Source organism: Staphylococcus auricularis, assembly GCF_051172115.1.
Taxonomy (GTDB): Bacteria; Bacillota; Bacilli; order Staphylococcales; family Staphylococcaceae; genus Staphylococcus; species Staphylococcus auricularis_A.
Genome location: NZ_JBPIZN010000007.1, coordinates 17043 through 39540 on the forward strand (window position 1 = coordinate 17043; position 22498 = coordinate 39540).

At 39.3% G+C, this 22498-nt stretch carries 19 protein-coding genes, 8 tRNA genes and 1 rRNA gene; all 28 read left to right on the plus strand.

Translation table 11 applies throughout. The features are described 5' to 3' along the window. Positions 1-62 precede the first annotated feature (62 nt). A complete protein-coding gene (locus tag ACSBRB_RS09845; RefSeq protein WP_059107956.1) occupies positions 63-1028 on the plus strand; it encodes a ribose-phosphate diphosphokinase in 966 nt (321 codons plus the stop codon). Between the two features lie 130 nt (positions 1029-1158). Continuing rightward, complete coding sequence (locus ACSBRB_RS09850) at positions 1159-1800, plus strand: 50S ribosomal protein L25/general stress protein Ctc (RefSeq protein WP_203071742.1); 642 nt, start codon at positions 1159-1161, stop codon at positions 1798-1800. Positions 1801-2124: 324 nt separating this feature from the next. After that, a complete protein-coding gene (pth, locus tag ACSBRB_RS09855) occupies positions 2125-2697 on the plus strand; it encodes an aminoacyl-tRNA hydrolase (protein ID WP_059107954.1) in 573 nt (190 codons plus the stop codon). Beyond that, positions 2694-6209, plus strand: coding sequence for a transcription-repair coupling factor (gene mfd, locus ACSBRB_RS09860; protein ID WP_435032654.1), 3516 nt, complete (start codon positions 2694-2696; stop codon positions 6207-6209). Before pth ends, mfd begins: the two co-directional genes overlap by 4 nt. Further along, a complete protein-coding gene (locus tag ACSBRB_RS09865) occupies positions 6196-7734 on the plus strand; it encodes an oligosaccharide flippase family protein (protein ID WP_435032655.1) in 1539 nt (512 codons plus the stop codon). Before mfd ends, ACSBRB_RS09865 begins: the two co-directional genes overlap by 14 nt. Beyond that, positions 7734-8924 carry a MazG nucleotide pyrophosphohydrolase domain-containing protein gene (locus ACSBRB_RS09870; RefSeq protein ID WP_435032656.1) on the plus strand — a complete coding sequence of 397 codons (1191 nt, stop codon included), beginning with the start codon at positions 7734-7736 and terminating at the stop codon, positions 8922-8924. Before ACSBRB_RS09865 ends, ACSBRB_RS09870 begins: the two co-directional genes overlap by 1 nt. Then, positions 8921-9184, plus strand: coding sequence for an RNA-binding S4 domain-containing protein (locus ACSBRB_RS09875; protein WP_059107951.1), 264 nt, complete (start codon positions 8921-8923; stop codon positions 9182-9184). Before ACSBRB_RS09870 ends, ACSBRB_RS09875 begins: the two co-directional genes overlap by 4 nt. A 14-nt stretch (positions 9185-9198) precedes the next feature. Beyond that, entirely contained in the window at positions 9199-9597 is a 399-nt protein-coding gene (locus ACSBRB_RS09880; RefSeq protein ID WP_059107950.1) for an FtsB family cell division protein, read from the plus strand. Between the two features lie 96 nt (positions 9598-9693). Further along, entirely contained in the window at positions 9694-10086 is a 393-nt protein-coding gene (locus ACSBRB_RS09885; RefSeq protein WP_435032657.1) for a S1 domain-containing RNA-binding protein, read from the plus strand. 336 nt (positions 10087-10422) lie between these two features. After that, a complete protein-coding gene (tilS, locus tag ACSBRB_RS09890) occupies positions 10423-11724 on the plus strand; it encodes a tRNA lysidine(34) synthetase TilS (RefSeq protein ID WP_435032659.1) in 1302 nt (433 codons plus the stop codon). Beyond that, complete coding sequence (gene hpt, locus ACSBRB_RS09895) at positions 11721-12260, plus strand: hypoxanthine phosphoribosyltransferase (RefSeq protein ID WP_435032660.1); 540 nt, start codon at positions 11721-11723, stop codon at positions 12258-12260. Before tilS ends, hpt begins: the two co-directional genes overlap by 4 nt. 182 nt (positions 12261-12442) lie before the next feature. After that, positions 12443-14593, plus strand: a complete 2151-nt coding sequence (ftsH, locus tag ACSBRB_RS09900) for an ATP-dependent zinc metalloprotease FtsH (RefSeq protein WP_435032661.1) — start codon at positions 12443-12445, stop codon at positions 14591-14593. A 101-nt stretch (positions 14594-14694) separates the two neighbouring features. Continuing rightward, the gene (gene hslO / locus ACSBRB_RS09905; RefSeq protein WP_435032662.1) at positions 14695-15564 is read left to right on the plus strand and encodes an Hsp33 family molecular chaperone HslO; all 870 of its coding nucleotides are present in this window, start codon (positions 14695-14697) and stop codon (positions 15562-15564) included. A gap of 111 nt (positions 15565-15675) precedes the next feature. After that, on the plus strand, positions 15676-16608 hold the full coding sequence (gene cysK, locus ACSBRB_RS09910) for a cysteine synthase A (RefSeq protein WP_435032663.1): 933 nt from the start codon (positions 15676-15678) through the stop codon (positions 16606-16608). 268 nt (positions 16609-16876) lie between these two features. Continuing rightward, complete coding sequence (folP, locus tag ACSBRB_RS09915; protein WP_435032664.1) at positions 16877-17662, plus strand: dihydropteroate synthase; 786 nt, start codon at positions 16877-16879, stop codon at positions 17660-17662. Beyond that, the gene (folB, locus tag ACSBRB_RS09920; RefSeq protein WP_435032665.1) at positions 17659-18024 is read left to right on the plus strand and encodes a dihydroneopterin aldolase; all 366 of its coding nucleotides are present in this window, start codon (positions 17659-17661) and stop codon (positions 18022-18024) included. Before folP ends, folB begins: the two co-directional genes overlap by 4 nt. After that, a complete protein-coding gene (gene folK, locus ACSBRB_RS09925; protein WP_435032666.1) occupies positions 18024-18503 on the plus strand; it encodes a 2-amino-4-hydroxy-6-hydroxymethyldihydropteridine diphosphokinase in 480 nt (159 codons plus the stop codon). Before folB ends, folK begins: the two co-directional genes overlap by 1 nt. A 12-nt stretch (positions 18504-18515) precedes the next feature. Then, complete coding sequence (gene dusB, locus ACSBRB_RS09930; protein ID WP_059107940.1) at positions 18516-19520, plus strand: tRNA dihydrouridine synthase DusB; 1005 nt, start codon at positions 18516-18518, stop codon at positions 19518-19520. Between the two features lie 13 nt (positions 19521-19533). Then, entirely contained in the window at positions 19534-21021 is a 1488-nt protein-coding gene (lysS, locus tag ACSBRB_RS09935) for a lysine--tRNA ligase (protein ID WP_435032667.1), read from the plus strand. A gap of 465 nt (positions 21022-21486) precedes the next feature. Next, positions 21487-21601: ribosomal RNA gene (gene rrf / locus ACSBRB_RS09940) — 5S ribosomal RNA — on the plus strand. A 12-nt stretch (positions 21602-21613) separates the two neighbouring features. After that, positions 21614-21689, plus strand: a tRNA-Val gene (locus ACSBRB_RS09945). A 10-nt stretch (positions 21690-21699) separates the two neighbouring features. Next, positions 21700-21775: transfer RNA gene (locus tag ACSBRB_RS09950), tRNA-Thr, on the plus strand. A 7-nt stretch (positions 21776-21782) separates the two neighbouring features. Beyond that, positions 21783-21858: transfer RNA gene (locus tag ACSBRB_RS09955), tRNA-Lys, on the plus strand. 18 nt (positions 21859-21876) lie between these two features. After that, a tRNA-Gly gene (locus ACSBRB_RS09960) sits at positions 21877-21948 on the plus strand. Between the two features lie 10 nt (positions 21949-21958). Continuing rightward, a tRNA-Leu gene (locus ACSBRB_RS09965) sits at positions 21959-22044 on the plus strand. Positions 22045-22058: 14 nt separating this feature from the next. Continuing rightward, positions 22059-22132: transfer RNA gene (locus tag ACSBRB_RS09970), tRNA-Arg, on the plus strand. A gap of 27 nt (positions 22133-22159) precedes the next feature. Beyond that, positions 22160-22233 (plus strand) — tRNA-Pro (locus tag ACSBRB_RS09975). A gap of 21 nt (positions 22234-22254) precedes the next feature. Then, positions 22255-22330: transfer RNA gene (locus ACSBRB_RS09980), tRNA-Ala, on the plus strand. The last annotated feature ends 168 nt before the right edge of the window (positions 22331-22498 follow it).

Below are 22498 nucleotides of genomic sequence, written 5' to 3' on the forward strand. Positions count from 1 at the left end.
CGTGTCACATTGCTCATGCGGTAGATAAATGAATTGAATTAACTAATTGGAGGACTATTAAAATGTTAAACAACGAATATAAGAATTCTTCTTTAAAAATCTTTTCACTAAAGGGGAATGAACCGTTAGCTCAAGAAGTAGCGGACCATGTCGGTATTGAACTCGGTAAATGTTCAGTTAAACGATTTAGCGACGGAGAAATCCAAATCAACATTGAAGAAAGTATTCGTGGTTGTGACGTATTTATTATCCAACCAACATCAAACCCCGTTAACTTACACTTGATGGAACTACTTATTATGATCGATGCATGTAAACGTGCATCAGCGGCAAATATTAACATCGTTGTTCCTTATTATGGTTATGCACGTCAAGATAGAAAAGCACGTAGCCGTGAACCTATCACAGCCAAACTCGTAGCGAATTTAATTGAAACAGCAGGCGCAGACCGCATGATTGCGTTAGACTTACACGCACCTCAAATTCAAGGTTTCTTCGATATTCCAATCGACCACTTAATGGGTGTACCGATCTTAGCGAATTATTTCAAAAACAGCACAGATATCGATATGGATGAATGTGTCGTTGTATCTCCGGACCACGGTGGTGTAACACGTGCACGTAAACTTGCTGACTTCTTAAAAACACCAATTGCCATCATCGATAAACGTCGACCAAAACCAAACGTTGCAGAAGTGATGAGCATCGTGGGTGAAATTAAAGGACGCACTGCTATTATCATTGATGACATCATCGATACAGCAGGTACGATTACATTAGCTGCCCAATCATTGATGGATAAAGGTGCAAAAGAAGTCTACGCTTGCTGTACACACCCTGTATTATCAGGCCCTGCCAAAGATCGCATTGAAAATTCAGCGATCAAACAATTAGTTGTTACAAATTCAATTCAACTTGATGATTCTCAAAAACCGGAAAACACTAAACAATTATCAGTAGCTGGACTCCTTGCTCAAGCTATTGTACGTGTTTATGAACGTGAATCTGTTAGTGTACTATTTGACTAAAAGTTAACTACCGTGTATAATATGAACGTTCGTTATTTTACGGACGAATAAACACTTGCAAGCAACGATTGATGTTGATGGGCAAGTGAGGAGCTCGATTAGAGCAATATTTGAAAGGTGGAAATATATAATGACTGCATTGAAGTCTATTATCCGTCAAGGTAAACAAACACGTTCAGACTTAAAAGCACTTAGAAATGCAGGTAAAGTACCTGGCGTTGTATATGGTTACGGTACTAAAAACGTTTCTGTAAAAGTAGATGAAGTTGAATTCATCAAAGTCATCCGTGAAGTTGGTCGTAACGGTGTTATCGACCTAGGCGTTGGTTCTAAAACAATCAAAGTCATGGTTTCAGATTATCAATTCGACCCACTTAAAAACAAAATCACTCACATTGATTTCTTAGCAATCAATATGACTGAAGAACGTACTGTAGAAGTACCAGTTCAATTAGTTGGGGAAGCTGTAGGTGCCAAAGAAGGTGGCGTTGTTGAACAACCACTATTCGACCTTGAAATCACAGCTACTCCAGACAATATCCCAGAACAAATCGAAGTAGATATCAGCAATTTAGAAATCAACGAATCTATTTCAGTTTCTGAACTTAAAGCTTCTAAAGATTACACAATCGAAAATGATGAAAACGACACAGTCGTTTCTGTTGTTCCTCCAACTGATGAACCAACTGAAGAAGAAGTTGAAGAAATGGAAGGCGAACAAGAACCTGAAGAACCAGAAGTTGCTGGTCAAAACGAAGAAGGTAAAGAATAATCGCTTTCTGACTGATTGTCGAAGTTAAATCATTTGATTATAAAGCATCTACTCTTATGACGTATAGGAGTAGGTGCTTTTCTTGTTGTATTGAAAGTAGCATAGCTTTCACATACGCTCATGTGTGAATTTATGTTACTATTAAAATGATACCGAAACGACATACCAAGTTGCTTCTGCGATAGATGCATGATCTTGAGAAGCGGTACGCGTAAAGAGATTTCTAATGTTAAAACATATTGAAAACATAACAGCTAAAGCTACAATCTTATGCGACATACATATGCACTATACATAAACAACGACCAAGGAGGGTTAGCACATATGAAATGTATTGTGGGTCTGGGTAATATCGGTAAACGATTTGAAATGACCCGACATAATATTGGTTTCGAAGTGATTGACCATTTATTAGAAAGCAATCACTTTGAGTTAGATAAACAAAAATTTAAAGGCGCCTATACGATTGAACGCTTAGGCAATGAAAAGGTCATGTTTATCGAACCTATGACAATGATGAATTTATCTGGTGAAGCAGTCGGTCCATTAATGGAATACTATAATGTGGAACCTGAAGATTTACTCGTTTTATATGATGACTTAGACTTACCACAAGGTCAGGTGCGTTTGCGTCAAAAAGGGAGCGCAGGCGGACATAATGGGATGAAGTCCATCATTAAACGCATTGGCACGAATGAATTTAAGCGCATTCGTATCGGTATAGATCGTCCGACGAATGGGATGAGTGTGCCAGATTATGTATTACAAAAATTTTCACCCGAAGAAATGAAAACAATGGATAAAGTCATCGAACATGCAGCTCGAGCTGTCGAAGCATTTATTGAAAGTTCAAGATTTGATAACGTAATGAATAAATATAATGGTGAGATCAAGTGAAATCAATAATTACAGAATATATAAATAAAACCGAAAGATATCAAGAATTAGACGAGCTATTTGGACAAGCAAATATCCTAGTCACTGGGCTATCTCCTTCAGCAAAAGCAACCATGCTGGCTGAAAAGTATTTAAGAAGTCCGGAACAGATGCTGATCGTGACAAACAATCTTTATCAAGCTGATAAATTAGAATCTGATATACTCCAATTTGTTGAAAGTGACGAAGTTTATAAATATCCGATGCAAGACATTATGACGGAAGAATTTTCAACACAAAGCCCTCAATTCATGAGTGAACGCGTTAGAACATTGACAGCGCTCGCGCATGGTGAGAGAGGGTTATTTATCGTGCCGTTAAATGGGCTAAAAAAATGGTTAACACCCGTCGACATGTGGCAATCCCATCAAATGACGCTCAAAATCGGTGATGAGATCGATATCGATGAATTGCTTAATAAGTTAGTGAATATGGGTTATCGTCGTGAAACCGTTGTGTCTCACATCGGTGAATTTTCAATGCGTGGGGGTATTATAGACATCTTCCCACTGATTGGAGAACCTGTGCGTATTGAATTGTTTGATACGGAAGTAGATTCTATCCGTATGTTCGATGTGGAATCACAACGTTCTCAAGATAATATGGATGAGGTGCATATCACGACCGCTAGTGACTACATCATTACGGATGACGTGTTGAGCCATACAAAGGAACAACTTAAAGCAGCATATGAAGAGACTCGTCCAAAAATCGACAAATCTGTACGTAATGATTTGAAAGAAACCTACGAAAGCTTCCAATTATTCGAGGATAATCTGTTTGATCATCAAGTGTTACGTCGTTTAGTGGCATTCATGTATGACCAAACTGCTACACTGATTGATTACTTCAAAGACAATGTCACAGTCGTAGTAGACGAATACAACCGCATCAAAGAAACAGAAGCATCATTGAACACAGAAGTTGAAGAATTTATGCAAAACTTAATCGAAAGTGGTAAAGGCTTTATCGGACAACGCTTTATGTATGATGATACCTTTGATCATTTACTTGAAGGACATCCGATTGCTTACTTCACACTGTTCACGTCTACTATGCCGGTAAAATTAAGTGATATTATTAAATTTTCATGTAAACCGGTGCAACAATTTTACGGCCAATACGATATCATGCGTTCAGAATTTAATCGTTATGTGCAACAAAACAATACGGTCGTCGTGTTAGTAGAGACTGAGAAGAAAAAAGAACGCATTCAAAGCATGTTGAATGAAATGCACATCCCTTCTACCATCGACGATACGAATGTCTCTGATACAGAAGGTAAAGTGATCATCACAGAGGGCAGTCTGTCAGAAGGTTATAAACTGCCATACATGCAACTGGTCGTTATTACTGAAAGAGAATTATTCAAAACGAAACAGAAGAAAAAACGTAAGCAACGTCAAACACTGACAAATGCTGAAAAAATTAAATCATACCAAGATCTTAAAGTTGGAGATTACATCGTTCATGTTCATCACGGTGTCGGCCGTTATTTAGGGGTAGAAACCTTAGATGTCGGTGGTGTACACAAAGACTATATTAAACTTCAATATAAAGGAACCGACCAACTGTTTGTGCCTGTGGACCAAATGGATCAAGTCCAAAAATATGTGGCTTCTGAAGATAAAACACCGAAGTTAAATAAACTTGGCGGTACGGAATGGAAGAAAACGAAAGCCAAAGTCCAACAAAATGTGGAAGATATCGCTGACGAACTCATCGCGCTATACAAAGAACGTGAAAAATCAGTCGGTTATCAATACGGTCCAGATGGCGTAGAACAACACGATTTTGAAATGGACTTCCCTTACGAGCTCACACCCGACCAAGATAAGTCTATCGAAGAAATCAAACAAGATATGGAACGGCAACGTCCAATGGATCGCTTATTATGTGGTGACGTCGGTTACGGTAAAACAGAAGTTGCGGTACGTGCTGCATTTAAAGCGGTGATGGAAGGAAAACAAGTGGCCTTCTTAGTACCAACCACTATCTTAGCGCAACAACACTATGAAACATTAATCGAACGCATGCAGGACTTCCCAATCAATATTCATTTAATGAGCCGCTTCAGAACAACCAAAGAAAACAAAGAAACGAAGGAAGGCTTGAAATCTGGCGAAGTCAACATTGTTATCGGTACACATAAATTACTCGCGAAAGATGTACAATACAAAGATTTAGGACTTCTCATTGTCGATGAGGAACAACGCTTTGGTGTACGTCATAAAGAACGTATTAAATCATTGAAAGCGAATGTCGATGTGCTCACACTTACTGCAACACCAATCCCACGTACGCTGCACATGAGTATGTTAGGGGTGCGTGACTTATCTGTCATTGAAACACCACCAGAAAACCGCTTCCCAGTGCAAACGTACGTATTAGAACAAAACATGAGCTTTGTTAAGGAAGCATTAGAACGTGAATTATCTCGTGATGGCCAAGTGTTCTATCTCTACAACAAAGTGCAATTCATATACGAAAAACGTGAACAACTTCAAATGTTGATGCCAGACGCGCGTATCGGTATTGCACACGGTCAAATGACTGAGCGTGATTTAGAAGAAACGATGTTGAGCTTCATGAATCATGAATTCGACATTTTAGTCACAACGACGATCATCGAAACAGGTGTCGATGTGCAAAATGCGAACACCTTGTTAATCGAAGACGCAGACCGCTTTGGCTTAAGTCAACTCTATCAATTACGTGGTCGTGTCGGTCGTTCGAGCCGTATCGGTTATGCTTATTTCCTACATCCAACGAATAAAGTACTGAGTGAAACCGCAGAAGAACGCTTACAAGCCATTAAAGAATTCACCGAACTCGGTTCCGGCTTTAAAATCGCGATGCGTGACTTGAACATTCGTGGTGCGGGTAACTTACTCGGTAAACAACAACACGGCTTTATCGATTCTGTCGGCTTCGACTTGTATTCACAAATGCTAGAAGAAGCGGTTAATGAAAAACAAGGTATTCCAGAGCCAATAAATGAAGCACCTGAAGTCGAAATTGAACTCAATATCGACGCGTACTTACCTGCATCTTATATTCCGAGCGAACAAGCGAAAATAGAAATTTATAAAAAACTCCGCAAAGTGGAAGATACCGAACAATTAATGGACATCAAAGATGAACTCATCGACCGCTTCGGTGACTATCCAGAAGAAGTCTCACGTCTGTTAGACATGATGGAAATTAAAGTCCACGCTTTACATGCAGGTGTGACTTCCGTAAAAGATACAGGTAAAGAAATCGACATGGTCCTATCAGAAAGCAGTACGAATGAAATCAACGGTGAAGTATTATTCAAAGAAACCATGCCACTCGGTCGTGCACTCAAAGTGGGCGTCCAAGAGAACAAGATGAAAGTCGTGCTCACAAAACAAAATAACTGGTTAGACAACTTGAAATTCCTAGCCAAATGTCTTGAAGAAAGTATGGCTATCGTGGATGAAAAAGTATAATCAATCCGCATTTGACGGCGTCGTGGTATTAACGGTAGCGCTCTTGATCGTGAAAGTGCTCAGTGCCATATACCGTGTTCCCTATCAAAATATACTTGGAGATGCAGGATTATATGCCTTTCAACAAGTTTATCCGATCGTTGCGCTGAGTATGATACTCTCAATGAATGCTGTCCCAAGTGCGGTCACACAACTGTATAGTCGTTCCCGCGATGAAGTGATTTATTCTAAACTATTACTCCGGATTCAACTCGTCGGTATTGCAGTGTTCATCGTGTTAATGTGCTTTGCTCCTCAGATGGCACAGCTGATGGGGGATGAACACCTTGCGCCGATGTTAAGAAGTGCAAGTTTCAGCTTTCTTTTTATCGGTATACTCGGCGTGCTACGGGGTTACTTTCAATCGAGAAACCAAATGACAATACCAGCCGTTTCACAAGTGATTGAGCAAGTGATTCGTGTCGCAATCATCATACTCAGCATTTTGATTTTTACTCAGTTTGACTGGTCTGTTTATCACGTTGGGACGCTTGCGATTGGTGGTTCAGCCATCGGTTTCTTGCTGTCATCTGTTTACATTTGGCGTAAAAAGCCGTTCGCGATTACATTTCAACGTCACAAACAAATTGAAATGCAGCCGTGGAGTAAACTTGTCATGGCTGTGATGATTTTTGCAGTGAGTCAGTTGATCGTCATCTTGTGGCAAGTGGTTGACAGCTTTACTGTACTTAACGGGTTGCGTGATGCGGGTATTTCCCTTGCACATGCAGTGACACAAAAAGGCGTTTATGATCGAGGGGCTTCATTTATTCAAATGGGTCTGATTGTGACAACGACATTTAGCTTTGTGCTCATCCCGTTACTGACGAAAGCATTACATGATGAGGATATGGAACGTGTCAATCACTATGCGAATGTTTCTGTTAAGATTACAGTGACTATCAGTACAGCTGCTTGCGTCGGTTTAATTAACTTATTGCCGCTAATGAATCGTGTGTTCTTTAAAGCAGATCAGTTAACTGGCACATTAGCGGTATATATGTTGACGGTCATTTGTGTGTCGCTCATCATGATCTACATTTCTCTGTTACAAGTGCGTAAGCAAGAAGGTACGATTTTAATTGCATTAATCATAGGCATGGTGACAAAAGCCATCGCCAACATGGTTCTTGTTCCTATGATGCATATCATGGGTGCCAGTATTGCCACAGTCGTATCACTCATTATTTTCGTGATCATTTTACAGCTGAAAATCTCACGCTTATATCATTTTAGCGCAATGATACAATTTGTATTAAAATTAATGGTAAGTATGTTGGTCATGACGTTGGGTGTGCAATGTATGTTGCAACTCGTAGGTACAGAAGGCCGATTGACAGGCTTCATTTTATTAATAGGAGCTTCTGTCGTTGGTGTCATCGTACTTGGCGTGATGATCGTCGTACTCCATATGTTTAGTGATGAAGAATTACAGTATCTCCCCATGGGTAAAAAATTGAGCCAATTGAAGAAAGGAAGACGTTAATGCCACACAAAATCACAGTGATAGGATTAGGTAACTACGGATTAGATGACTTACCGTTAGGCATCTATCGCTTTATTGAAAATCAATCTATCATTTACGCACGTACCCTTGATCACCCCGTGATTGAGGCGCTGTCAAATGATGTTACATTCAAAAGCTTTGACGCAATTTATGAACAATATGACGACTTTAGTGAAGTATACGATGCAATCGTAGCTGAACTTGTGGAACTAGCAACAAATAAAGATGTTGTTTATGCGGTCCCTGGACATCCTCGCGTTGCAGAAACTACAACCGTGCGACTTGCTGAAAAGGCAGCACAAGATCCATCGTTTGAGCTTGAAGTAAAAGGCGGTAAAAGTTTCATTGATGACGTCTTCTCGTCTATAGGTCGTGATCCGAATGATGGCTTTACGTTACTTGATGCGACAGGCATCAGCGCTGAGTTATTAAATGTACGTACGGATACATTAATCACACAAGTGTACAGTGCGATGGTAGCTGCAGATTTAAAACTCACGCTCATGGAACGTTATCCAGATGAACATGAAGTTTATATCGTAAAAGGGGCGCATAGTGGCGGTTCAGAACTTAAAGCGATGCCGTTACACGAAATTGATTTCGATGAAGCATGGTATGATAATCTTACAAGTATTCTTGTGCCACGTGTGACTAAGCCAGAGTCACTTTATGGTGACTTTGAATTTGCAACCCAAGTCATCGATCACTTAGTCGATGATGAAAAAGGCTGTCCATGGGATAAAGAACAAACCCATGATTCATTAAAACGATATCTCATCGAAGAGTCATTCGAACTATTTGAAGCGATTGATAATGAAGATGATTGGCATATGGTGGAGGAACTCGGCGATATTTTACTCCAAGTGCTACTGCATACAAGTATTGGTAAGAAAGAAGGCTACTTCGACATCACTGAAGTGATTCGAAGTCTTACTAGTAAAATGATTCGTCGTCACCCACATGTGTTTGGTGATGCAGAAGCACAAGATACTGAAGATCTAAAAGAAATATGGGCAGATGCAAAAGCGAAAGAAGGTAAAGTGCCTCGCGTGAAATTCGAAAAAGTATTTGCAGACCATTTTATGAAATTATATGATGAAACTAAGCAACAATCACTTGATGAAGCGGAATTACGTCGCTACTTATCTCAAGGAGGAGAAAAACAATGAGAATCGATAAATATTTGAAAGTCGCTCGATTAATCAAACGCCGTACACTCGCTAAAGAAATGAGTGATCAAGGGCGTATTACTGTGAATGGTAAAGTGGCTAAAGCTGGTACAGATGTGAAAGAAAACGATGAATTAGAAATTCGTTTTGGACAAAAAATCGTTACGGTAAAAGTTACAGGATTAAGTGAACATGCGAACAAAGAAAATGCGAAAGGTATGTACGAAGTCATCAAAGAAGAGCGCGTTAGTGAAGCATAACGAGGAGGCAAGTTATGAGTAAAAAAGTGGAAAATATTGGAAACACTTATACTTCCGCGGAAAATAAAAAGAAACAACGTCAACAGATGAGAAAAAAGGTCGTGCGTAGACGTGTGATGGTTTTCGGCGGTCTTCTACTTGCTATTATCATCGTCCTCACTGTCATGATATTTGCCCAAAAAGATCAGAACGATCAAAACGCAGTAGAGCGCCAACAAAAAGAAGAAAAATATCAAAAACAACAGGACGAAGAACTTGCACTCAAAGAACAACTGAATAATCTCAATGATGAAAATTATATTGAAAAGATTGCCCGGGATGAATACTATCTCAGCAACGATGGAGAGGTCATATTTAAACTACCAGATGACAAGTCGCAAGCAGAACGAAAATCATCTAAAGAGGACCATTAAAATTTATATTTGAAACACAATACCATTGTTAATTAGTGCAAACAAGCATATAATAAGGGTAAAATCGAATCAAAATCGGGAGGATTTATTTAGAATATGTCAATCGAAGTAGGAAACAAACTTAAAGGCAAAGTCACAGGTATTAAAAAATTTGGTGCGTTTGTTGAACTACCTGAAGGAAAAAGTGGTTTAGTTCATATCAGTGAAGTGACCGATAAATATGTGGAAAACGTTGAAGATCATTTGTCTGTTGGGGACGAAGTAGAAGTTAAAGTACTTTCTATTGCTGATGATGGTAAAATCAGTCTCTCAATTAAAAAAGCAAAAGATCGTCCACGTAAATCAAACCACAAACCAAATCATAGACAAGATAAACCAGAAGACTTCGAGAAAAAATTAAGTAATTTCTTAAAAGATAGCGAAGATAAGTTGACTACGATCAAACGTCAAACAGAATCAAGACGTGGTGGCAGAGGTTCTAGACGCTAGGTTTATACAGATGACATGCTTTGAATTTATGATTGTTTACAATGGGTATCAGTTGGGACATATCTGAAAAAGGATTGGTGCGTGCTTCATGTCGATGAATGAGATGACGACACGCGATGCTTGTTCTAACAATCTTAAAGAAATTGAGGCACCTACAGGGTGGGATTGCGAAATCTAATTTTGAGGAACGCAATAATTCAAACAACAACGAACTGTTTTGATTTATTGTATCAATGACTGCGAATCAACATTCGGGTATCCTTATAGAGGTTTCTATCCTACTCTTTTTTATTGTGAAAAATAAGGATAGAGGATACACGAGTGGAGGTGAAATCCGTGCAACTAGACACATCACTTTGGCGCCAACAAGATCATATCGTCGTCGCAGTTTCAACCGGTGTCGACAGCATGGTGTTATTACATCAATTATTAACCACATATCGAAACAGTTATCGCCAAATCACTTGTTTACACGTCAATCACGGATTACGTGAGGCATCACCACGAGAGGCTCAATTTATTGAAGACTACTGTGATAAGAGACAAGTTCCCTTTTATGTGAAACAGTTAGATTTAAGTGAGACGGTCGCAAAAGGAATCAGTATAGAACAAACTGCGAGGGAAGCACGTTATCGGTGGTTTGATTCAATGATGCACGACCTAAACGCAGATTGTTTACTTACTGCACATCACGAAGACGATCAACTCGAAACGATATTTTACCGTCTGTTCACAGGACGTTCGACGCGAAGTAGTCTAGGTATTGAGCCGCTCAGCGAACGCAATGGATACCAGTTAGTTCGCCCGATGCTAAGTGTCCCGAAAGCACACATCTATCATTATCAACAGCAATATGACGTGCCTTACTTTGAAGATCATACGAATCAAGACAATACCTATGTACGTAATGACATTCGTAACCGCATCCTTCCGACCATTTCTGAAAATAAACACTTGGACGTCACGCAATTGTTAAAATTGAAATCGTGGCATGATGAACAGCGTCAAGCGCTACAACAAGCAGCTTCGACATTTTTAAAACATCATGCGACAATAAATAATTCGCCAAGATATATTGCATTAGAACGTGAAGCATTTAACAACTTACGTTATTCTGTTAAAGTAGCAGTATTAGACTTTCTTATGAATCAACGTGATGAAACCCATAGCACATTTTCGGAAAAGACGTACCAAGTATGGTTTGAGCAAATAGCGAAAAATATAGCGCAAGTCCAGTTGTATACTACAGATAAATGGATAATTGAATTGGTATATGATAAATTTGTTATAATGGAAAAAAATGAGGTTGATGTTCATTCACGACAGCTTGAACAGGCGGGGCGTTATGTATTTGGGCATTACGAGATTCAGATCAATGCCACAATGCCTGCTGCAACATATCCTCTCACCGTAAGAACAAAACGTGAGGGAGATCGGTTCAAGCTCAATGGTCAAGCAGGGCATAAAAAAGTGAATCGTTTATTCATTGATCATAAAATTCCAAGACATGAGCGTACGTTGATACCCATTGTAACGACTGAGCAAGGTGCTATCATCGCAGTTGGAACGTTATTTAAAGACAACGATTATCGTAATGATGTAGATATAAAATATGTGGGAGATGAACAGGAAAAATGAAAGAGGATTTGAAAGGGATTTTAATAGAAGAAGCGGAAATTCAATCTATTTGCCGCGATTTAGGTGCCCAACTCACGAAAGATTATCAAGATAAACCACTCGTTTGTGTCGGCATCTTAAAAGGATCAGTTATGTTTATGGCTGATTTAATCAAACATATTGATACACAACTATCTATTGATTTTATGGATGTATCTAGTTATCACGGTGGTACTGAATCTACAGGCGAAGTCCAAATTCTAAAAGATTTAAGTTCTTCAATTGAAGGAAAAGATGTACTTATCGTAGAAGATATTTTAGAAACAGGTACAACACTTAAATCAATTACTGAATTATTGAGAGCTCGTAAAGTGAATTCAATTGAAATCGTGACGTTGCTCGATAAACCGAACAGACGTAAAGCAGATATTGAAGCAAAATATGTCGGTAAAAAAATACTAGACGAATTCGTTGTCGGTTACGGTTTAGATTATGATGAACATTATCGTAACTTACCTTACATAGGATATTTAAAAGAAGAAATTTACAGTAACTAATGTCATAGAAGTGCTTCAAATCATCAATGAACACTTCATTTTCAAAACAAAAATATAAGAAATAAACAAAGTGAAACAGACTTTGAAGGCACAATGAAACAAAGTTGAAATACTAGCCTAGAAATGAATTATTGTGTTACAATCTTTGTTAGCTTTATTATTGAAGTAGGAGGAAACATCGCATGCAGAAAGCCTTTCGTAATGTGCTCGTTATCGCATTTATCGGCATAATTATATTCGGTCTGTTTTCATGGTTAAATGGAAATGGCAATATGCCTAAACAGCTTACATATAATCAATTTGTGAAGCAGTTAGACAAAGGAGAGTTGAAATCTCTAGAGATTCAACCCGAGCAAAACGTTTACTTAGTAAGCGGTAAAAATAAAGATGATAAAGAGTATTCATCTACTATTTTATTCAATAACAGTAAAGAACTAGAAAACATCACTGACAAAGCGAAAAGCCAAGATGATTTGAAATTTACTGTTAAAGAAGAAGAAAAACAAAGTGTCTTCGTAAGTATATTAACAACCTTAATTCCAGTATTAATCATTGCATTACTATTTATCTTCTTCTTAAGCCAAGCTCAAGGTGGCGGCGGTGGCGGCCGTATGATGAACTTTGGTAAATCCAAAGCAAAAATGTACGACAATCAGAAAAAACGTGTGCGTTTCTCTGACGTAGCCGGTGCTGATGAAGAAAAACAAGAACTCATCGAAATTGTCGACTTCTTAAAAGACAATAAAAGCTTCAAGAAAATGGGCTCACGCATTCCAAAAGGTGTGCTATTAGTCGGCCCTCCAGGTACAGGTAAAACGTTACTCGCACGTGCTGTTGCTGGTGAAGCAGGTGCACCGTTCTTCTCAATCAGTGGTTCTGACTTCGTTGAGATGTTCGTCGGTGTAGGTGCGAGTCGTGTCCGTGACTTATTCGAAAATGCGAAGAAAAATGCACCTTGTATCATCTTTATCGATGAGATTGATGCTGTCGGACGTCAACGTGGTGCTGGTGTCGGCGGCGGCCATGATGAACGTGAACAAACCCTTAACCAACTCCTTGTTGAAATGGATGGATTTGGTGAAAATGAAGGTATCATCATGATTGCGGCAACGAACCGTCCTGATATCTTAGACCCAGCCTTACTTCGTCCAGGTCGTTTCGATAGACAAATTCAAGTGGGTCGTCCTGACGTTAAAGGACGTGAAGCGATTCTGCATGTACACGCTAAAGATAAACCGCTTGATGAAACAGTCGACCTTAAAGCCATTTCACAACGTACACCTGGTTTCTCTGGTGCCGATTTAGAAAACTTACTAAATGAAGCATCATTAATCGCCGTACGTGAAGGTAAAAGTAAAATCGACATGCGTGATATTGAAGAGGCAACTGACCGCGTTATCGCTGGTCCAGCTAAGAAATCACGTACCATCTCTGAAAAAGAACGTAATATCGTGGCTCACCACGAAGCCGGACATACCATTATTGGTATGGTATTAGATGAAGCCGAAGTCGTACACAAAGTAACGATTGTTCCACGTGGTCAAGCCGGTGGTTACGCAATGATGTTACCTAAACAAGATCGCTTCTTAATGACTGAAAAAGAATTGCTCGATAAGATCTGTGGTCTATTAGGTGGACGCGTATCCGAAGATATTAACTTCAATGAGGTATCTACAGGTGCTTCAAATGACTTTGAACGCTCAACTGAAATCGCACGTTCAATGGTTACCGAATACGGTATGAGTAAAAAACTCGGACCATTACAATTCTCTAATAACAACAGCAACCAAGTGTTCTTAGGTAAAAACATGCAAGGCGAACCTGAATATTCAGGACAAATCGCTTACGAAATCGATAAAGAAGTACAACGTATCGTGAAAGAACAATATGAACGTTGCAAACAAATCTTGTTACAATACAAAGACCAACTCGAACTCATTGCGCAAGCATTGCTTAAAGAAGAAACATTAGTAGCAGAACAAATCCACTCATTATTCTACGAAGGTAAATTACCAGAAGTAGATTATGACTCTGCGAAAGTAGTTGAAGATGAAGATTCTGAGTTCGAAGATGGTAAATATGGTAAATCATATGAAGACATCCGCAAAGAACAACTCAGTATTGGTAAAAAACAAGAACAAGAAGATCGTAAAGAAGAACAAGAAATCAAAGACGAAAAATCACGTCAAGATTCAGATGATGCAAACGAAGATCACTCAGAAGATAAAGAGAGTGATGATAGCGAGCAAGACACAACTGCACATGAACAATCACCTAACATTGATCAACCTGGTGATTCTAGCAATAGTTACGGTCCAAATGATAAAAATTAATTAAACAAGACAGTTGCAAAACTCTCTTCTTGCTATCATATTGATAACTAGGAAGAGAGTTTTGTTATACGCGTGACAAACAAAAGGAGAAGATAAGCAATATGACAACAGATTATATAACAAAAGCATTAGCGTATCGTGGACAAATCAGAGTATATAGCGCGATTACGACAGAGACTGTCCAAGAAGCTCAAACGAGACATTATACTTGGCCAACTGCATCAGCAGCACTCGGTAGAACGATGACCGCTACATTGATGATGGGCGCAATGTTAAAAGGTGATCAAAAATTAACAGTAACCCTTAATGGGAACGGACCGATTGGCCAAATTATTGCAGATGCAGATGCTAAAGGTCATGTAAGGGGTTATGTAACCAACCCACAAACCCACTTCCCACTTAATGACGTTGGTAAATTGGATGTACGCAGAGCAGTTGGGGTAGACGGCACCTTACAAGTTGTCAAAGACGTTGGTATGAAAGATTACTTTTCTGGATCAAGTCCGATTGTGTCAGGTGAAATTGGTGAAGATTTCACTTATTATTTTGCTAAAAGTGAGCAAGTGCCTTCTTCAGTCGGACTCGGAGTACTCGTGAACCCAGATAACTCAATCAAAGCAGCAGGTGGCTTCATTATCCAAGTGATGCCAGGCGCAGATGAAAAAGTGATTTCTCATTTAGAAAAAACCATCACAAATATGACGCCTGTTTCAAAATTAATTGATCAAGGTTTATCTCCAGAAGAATTGATCTATGAAATTTTCGAAAAAGAAGAAGTACAAATACTAGAAAACGTACCTGCGTCATTTGAATGTAAATGCGGTCATGATAAATTCCTTAAAGCGATTAAAAGCTTAGGTGAAGCCGAAATTGAGGATATGATTGAAAAAGATAAAGGTGCAGAAGCAGAGTGTCATTTCTGCCGCAATAAATATCAATATTCAGAAGACGAACTTAAAGCGTTATTATAAAGTGAACAAAAAGATTTTAATAGTTGTTTTTACAGAAATATCTGATAAAATAAAGATATATCCGAGAAAAAGAGTATGGTTTAATATTTATGAATTGAGGAGCGTGAAAGCATGACCCAAAAACCAGTAGATAATATTGTAGAAGTAATTGGCGGTACACCAGTAGTAAAATTAAATCATGTTGTAGATGAAGATGCAGCAGATGTTTATGTTAAATTAGAATATCAAAACCCAGGCGGCTCAGTTAAAGACCGTATTGCATTAGCAATGATCGAACAAGCTGAGAAAGACGGTAAAATCAAACCAGGTGACACAATTGTAGAACCTACAAGTGGTAACACAGGTATTGGCCTTGCATTTGTTTGTGCAGCTAAAGGATATAAAGCTGTCTTCACAATGCCAGAAACAATGAGTCAAGAACGCCGTAACCTATTAAAAGCATATGGCGCAGAACTCGTGTTAACACCTGGATCAGAAGCAATGAAAGGTGCTATTAAAAAAGCGAAAGAATTAAAAGAAGAACACGGTTATTTCGAACCACAACAATTCGAAAACCCTGCTAACCCACGTGTCCACGAATTAACAACTGGACCAGAACTTGTAGAACAATTCGAAGGTAAAACAGTCGATGCATTCTTAGCTGGTGTAGGTACTGGTGGTACATTAAGTGGTGCTGGTAAAGTGCTTAGAGAAAAATATCCTGATATTCAAATCGTAGTAATTGAACCAGAAGCTTCACCTGTCTTAAGTGGTGGTGAACCTGGTCCACATAAATTACAAGGTTTAGGTGCAGGTTTCGTACCAGACACATTAAACACAGATATTTATGACGACATTATTAAAGTCGGCAATGAAACTGCGATGGAAATGTCACGTCGTGTTGCAAAAGAAGAAGGTATCTTAGGCGGTATTTCTTCTGGTGCAGCAATCCATGCAGCGATTCAAAAAGCGAAAGAATTAGGTAAAGGTAAAACAGTTGTCACTGTCTTACCAAGTAATGGTGAACGTTACTTATCTACACCATTATATTCATTTGATGACTAATCAATGCTGAGCAGAAATATAAATTTCAATGAAGCGTATAGCTTTTGAAATGCATGAGTCGGCTACGCTGAGCGATATAGCATATGATTTAGGGCAAGACGGGTAATCTATGATGGGTTACACGCTTGCCCTTTTTATTTTTGTGGACTACATATTGAGATTTTTACGTTTATTTTCGAGTGATGGATACTGAAAAAATGTGCATTTAACGTTATGATAAAAAGTAAGTCATACACTGAATTTTGACATAAACGGAAGGAAGTTGAACATGGGACATACGAAAATAATGGGTATACTCAACGTGACACCGGATTCATTTTCTGATGGTGGCAAGTTTAATACCGTTGAAAAAGCAGTGGAACGTGCGAAAGAAATGATAGAAGAAGGCGCAGACATCATCGATATCGGAGGGGTTTCAACACGTCCGGGACATGAAGAAGTTGAATTAGATGAAGAGATGGATCGTGTTATTCCTGTTGTCGAAGCTTTAGCAGATTTAGACGTACAATTATCAGTAGATACGTTTCGCAGTGAGGTGGCAGAAGCCGTTCTTCAACGTGGTGTAACGATGATTAATGACCAATGGGCGGGTACATATGATGAAAACATGTTTAGTGTGGTCGCGCAATATGAAGCGGAAATGGTATTGATGCACAATGGTGACGGTGAACGCGAAGAACCAGTCATGGATGAAATGATGGTGATGTTACTCAAACAAGCGAATAAAGCTGAAATGGCAGGGATTCCGAAAGATTCCGTATGGATTGATCCAGGAATTGGATTTGCGAAAACGAGAGAAGAGGAACGTGAAGTTATGGCGCGTTTAGATGAACTCGTTGCCACAGAATATCCCGTCTTACTTGCGACAAGCCGAAAACGATTCATTAAGGACATTGTGGATTACGAAACTTCAGCTACGGATCGTGATGAAGCGACTGCTGCGACAACAGCTTATGGCATTATGAAAGGTATCCAAGCTGTGCGTGTACACAATGTAAGTTTAAACGCTAAGATTGGCCAAGCAATGGACGTATTGAAGGAGAATGGACAATGAGTGACACAATTTTTCTAAACGGCATGCGATTTTATGGCTATCACGGTGCGCTTCCTGCTGAAAATGAAATTGGACAAGTCTTTGTCGTGGACGTGACATTAGCGGTAGATTTAGCTGAAGCAGGCGAAAGTGACCGCGTCGAAGATACTGTACATTATGGCGAAGTCTTCGAACATGTGAAAGCTATTATGGAAGGTGAGCCGGTGAATTTATTAGAGCATCTCGCTGAACGTATTGCAAAACGTATAAATTCACACTATAATCGAGTATTGGAAACTAAAGTTAAAATAACGAAAGAAAATCCACCTATACCAGGTCATTATGATGGGGTAGGTATAGAAATAACAAGGGTGAATCAATAATGGTACAAGCATATTTAGGACTTGGTAGTAATGTTGGGGATCGAGTCGCTCAGTTAGAAGAAGCAATTCGGCTATTAGATGAAGCGGACAACGTCTCAGTCACTCAGTGTTCTTCTATTTATGAAACAGAACCTGTAGGCTACGTGGATCAGCCCCAATTTTTAAATCAATGTGTCGAAGTTGAAACGAGTTTAACATCGCACGCGTTGTTGGAAGTTTGCCAATACATAGAGCATCAATTGCATCGTGTGAGAACCATTCGTTGGGGTCCAAGAACGTTAGATGTAGATATCTTACTTTATGGTGATAAAATAATTAAGGAAGATGATTTAACCGTACCACATCCTAGAATGTTAGAGCGCTCATTTGTACTCATCCCCTTAAATGAAATTGCAGCAGATGTGATAGAACCACAGTCACAACAACCCATTAAGTCATTTGTCGAAGCAGATGATTCCGTGAAGAAGTTTAAAGATTGAGAGGCCATAATCATGTGGAAAATTGGAGATGTAGAGATAAATAACCGCGTGGTGCTTGCTCCGATGGCAGGCGTATGTAATTCCGCGTTTAGATTAACAGTGAAAGAATTTGGCGCAGGATTAGTATGCGCTGAAATGGTTAGCGATAAGGCGATTTTGTTCAACAATCCTAAGACGATGAAGATGCTTTATATCGATGAAAATGAACGTCCACTATCACTTCAAATTTTCGGCGGTGAAAAGGACACATTGGTAGAAGCGGCAGAATATGTAGATCAACATACGACAGCTGATATTATTGATATCAATATGGGTTGCCCAGTTTCTAAAATTATCAAATGTGAAGCTGGTGCTCGTTGGTTGCTTGACCCAAATAAAATCTATGAAATGGTCTCTGCGGTTGTCGAACGCGTCAATAAACCTGTGACATGTAAAATGCGTATCGGCTGGGATGAAGATCATATTTACGCAGTAGAAAATGCTAAAATGGCAGAAAAAGCCGGCGCTGCTGCGATTTCATTACACGGTCGTACACGTGTACAAATGTATGAAGGTAAAGCAGATTGGGATATCATTAAACAAGTTAAAGAAGCGGTCGACATTCCCGTTATTGGTAACGGAGACGTAACAAGCCCTGAACTCGCTGAAAAAATGCTTCAAGAGACAGGTGTAGACGCCGTCATGATTGGACGTGAAGCACTTGGCAATCCATGGATGATTTACCGTACTGTCCACTATCTTGAAACAGGTGAATTAATCGGTGAACCAACTGTGGGAGAAAAAATTGAAATTGCTTTATTACATCTCCGTCGTCTAGTAGAATTAAAAGGTGAAAAAATCGGCGTTATGGAAATGAGAAAGCATGCGTCCTGGTATCTTAAAGGCATCAGAGGTAACGGTAAGGCACGTAAAGCATTAAACCAAGCTGATACTGAACAAGAAATGATTGATATCTTACATCAATTCGAACAAGACGTGAAAGCGAAAGAACAAGAACGCGTTGAGCAACAAGCATAAAGGAGCGAATAACATGTCAGAAGAAATGAACGACCAAATGCAGGTTCGTCGTCAAAAATTACAAGAATTAATCGATTTAGGAATTGATCCATTTGGTAAACGTTTCGAACGTAGCCATGTAGCATCACAATTAATTGAAACATGGGATCAATACTCAAAAGAGGAGCTACAAGAAAAAGAAGAAGAAAGCCATGTCAGCCTTGCAGGACGTATTATGACTAAACGAGGCAAAGGTAAAACTGGATTTGGACACGTTCAAGATATTTCAGGACAAATCCAATTATACGTGCGTCAAGATGAAATTGGTGAAGAACAATACGACTTATGGAAAATGGCTGATCTGGGGGACATCGTCGGCGTAGATGGCGTGATGTTTAAAACACACACGGGTGAACTCTCTATCAAAGTTCAAAACTTTAAGATCTTGTCTAAAGCGTTACGCCCATTACCAGACAAATACCATGGTCTTCAAGACGTGGAACAACGTTATCGTCAACGTTACCTCGATTTAATTACAAATCCGGAAAGTACGCAAACATTTATCAACCGCAGTAAAATCTTGCAAGAAATGCGTAACTATTTAAACGAACGCGGTTACTTAGAAGTCGAAACACCAATGATGCATCAAATCGCAGGGGGTGCAGCAGCACGTCCATTCGTCACACATCACAATGCTTTAGATGCAACATTATATATGCGTATTGCCATCGAGCTCCACTTGAAACGTTTAATTGTTGGGGGCTTAGAAAAAGTATATGAAATTGGTCGTGTATTCAGAAATGAAGGTGTATCTACACGTCATAACCCTGAGTTCACAATGATCGAATTATATGAAGCGTATGCAGATTTCCATGATATTATGGACTTAACTGAAGACATGATTCGACACATTACACAAAACGTATTAGGTACTGCGAGAATTTCTTATGATGGTCAAACCATTGATTTAGAATCTGATTGGAAACGTGTGCACATAGTAGACGCAATTAAAGAAGCAACAGGTGTAAACTTCTTTGACGTACACAGTGATGAAGAAGCGAGAGACTTAGCTAAAGAACATGGTATCGAAATTACAGAACACATGCAGTATGGCCATATTGTTAATGAATTCTTTGAACAAAAAGTCGAAGAAACATTAATTCAACCTACATTCGTTTACGGCCATCCAATTGAAATTTCTCCACTTGCTAAGAAAAATCCAGATGATCCACGTTTCACAGATCGCTTTGAATTATTTATCGTAGGTAGAGAACATGGTAATGCCTTTACAGAATTAAATGATCCAATTGATCAACGACAACGCTTCGAAGCTCAATTAGAAGAAAAAGCTAAAGGCAATGACGAAGCGCATGAAATGGATGAAGATTATATCGAAGCACTTGAATACGGTATGCCACCAACAGGCGGATTAGGTATCGGTATCGATCGTCTTGTTATGTTGCTTACAGATTCAGCAAGTATTAGAGATGTATTGTTATTCCCTTACATGCGTCAAAAATAAGTGTAGTGACATAGCATGTTGATATATAAGAGATGTATCGATGAATGAGTCGATGCATCTTTTTTATATTTTGGGTTTGATGATGCGAAAGTATGCATGTAAAAATTTAGGAGTTACTTGCGAGATATATGTGTGACACGGATAAGTCGATGGTTTTAAATGCGTTTGTAAAATGAAAGATACAAAATTGCTCATAAATAATAAAGATAAACTCTATACACTGTAATATTATAGTTTGATATGTGCTATAATACATCAGGTCGGACGAAATAAAGTACAGTTTGTTAACGACGAATAAAAAAATATATATCATCTGTTGACAATCTCTCTCAAATGATGTACTATGAAAAAGTCGTCAAAATTGATATGAACGTTGTAAATGACTTGTTAGCTTAGTGTTAACAAAGTGTAAAATTAACTGTTGTCAAACCTTACAAAAGGTTGTATCATTAATAAAGTAAGTTGTCTGGTGACAATGGCAAGGAGGTCACAACTGTTCCCATGCCGAACACAGAAGTTAAGCTCCTTAGCGCCCATGGTAGTCGGACTTACGTTCCGCGAGAGTAGGACGTTGCCAGGCAATCTATTAATCGGAGAATTAGCTCAGCTGGGAGAGCATCTGCCTTACAAGCAGAGGGTCGGCGGTTCGACCCCGTCATTCTCCACCATCTTAATAAAGCCGGCCTAGCTCAACTGGCAGAGCAACTGACTTGTAATCAGTAGGTTGGGGGTTCGATTCCTCTGGCCGGCACCATTTTGATGAGCCATTAGCTCAGTTGGTAGAGCATCTGACTTTTAATCAGAGGGTCAGAGGTTCGAATCCTCTATGGCTCACCAGTTAATTTTTATGAGAATGCAGAAGTAGTTCAGCGGTAGAATACGACCTTGCCAAGGTCGGGGTCGCGGGTTCGAATCCCGTCTTCTGCTTCCTTGTTTTGCCGGGGTGGCGGAACTGGCAGACGCACAGGACTTAAAATCCTGCGGTAAGAGATTACCGTACCGGTTCGATTCCGGTCCTCGGCATCATCTTGATATAAGCGCCCGTAGCTCAACTGGATAGAGCGTTTGACTACGGATCAAAAGGCTATGGGTTCGACTCCTATCGGGCGCATCAATATGATTTGATTAAAATGATATACGGGAAGTAGCTCAGCTTGGTAGAGCACTTGGTTTGGGACCAAGGGGTCGTAGGTTCGAATCCTGTCTTCCCGACTTTAACTTAAGTTTTATTTTGGGGGCTTAGCTCAGCTGGGAGAGCGCCTGCTTTGCACGCAGGAGGTCAGCGGTTCGATCCCGCTAGTCTCCACCATTTTTATTTTTGAAGAAATGAACATTGAAAACTGAATGACAATATGTCAACGTTAATTCCAATAAGCAACGATTCAATCGTTGATTGAACAAGTGTTGAAGAAACACATTTAGCAAGTATGAGCTAATCAAACATCATATATTTTATATGGAGAGTTTGATCCTGGCT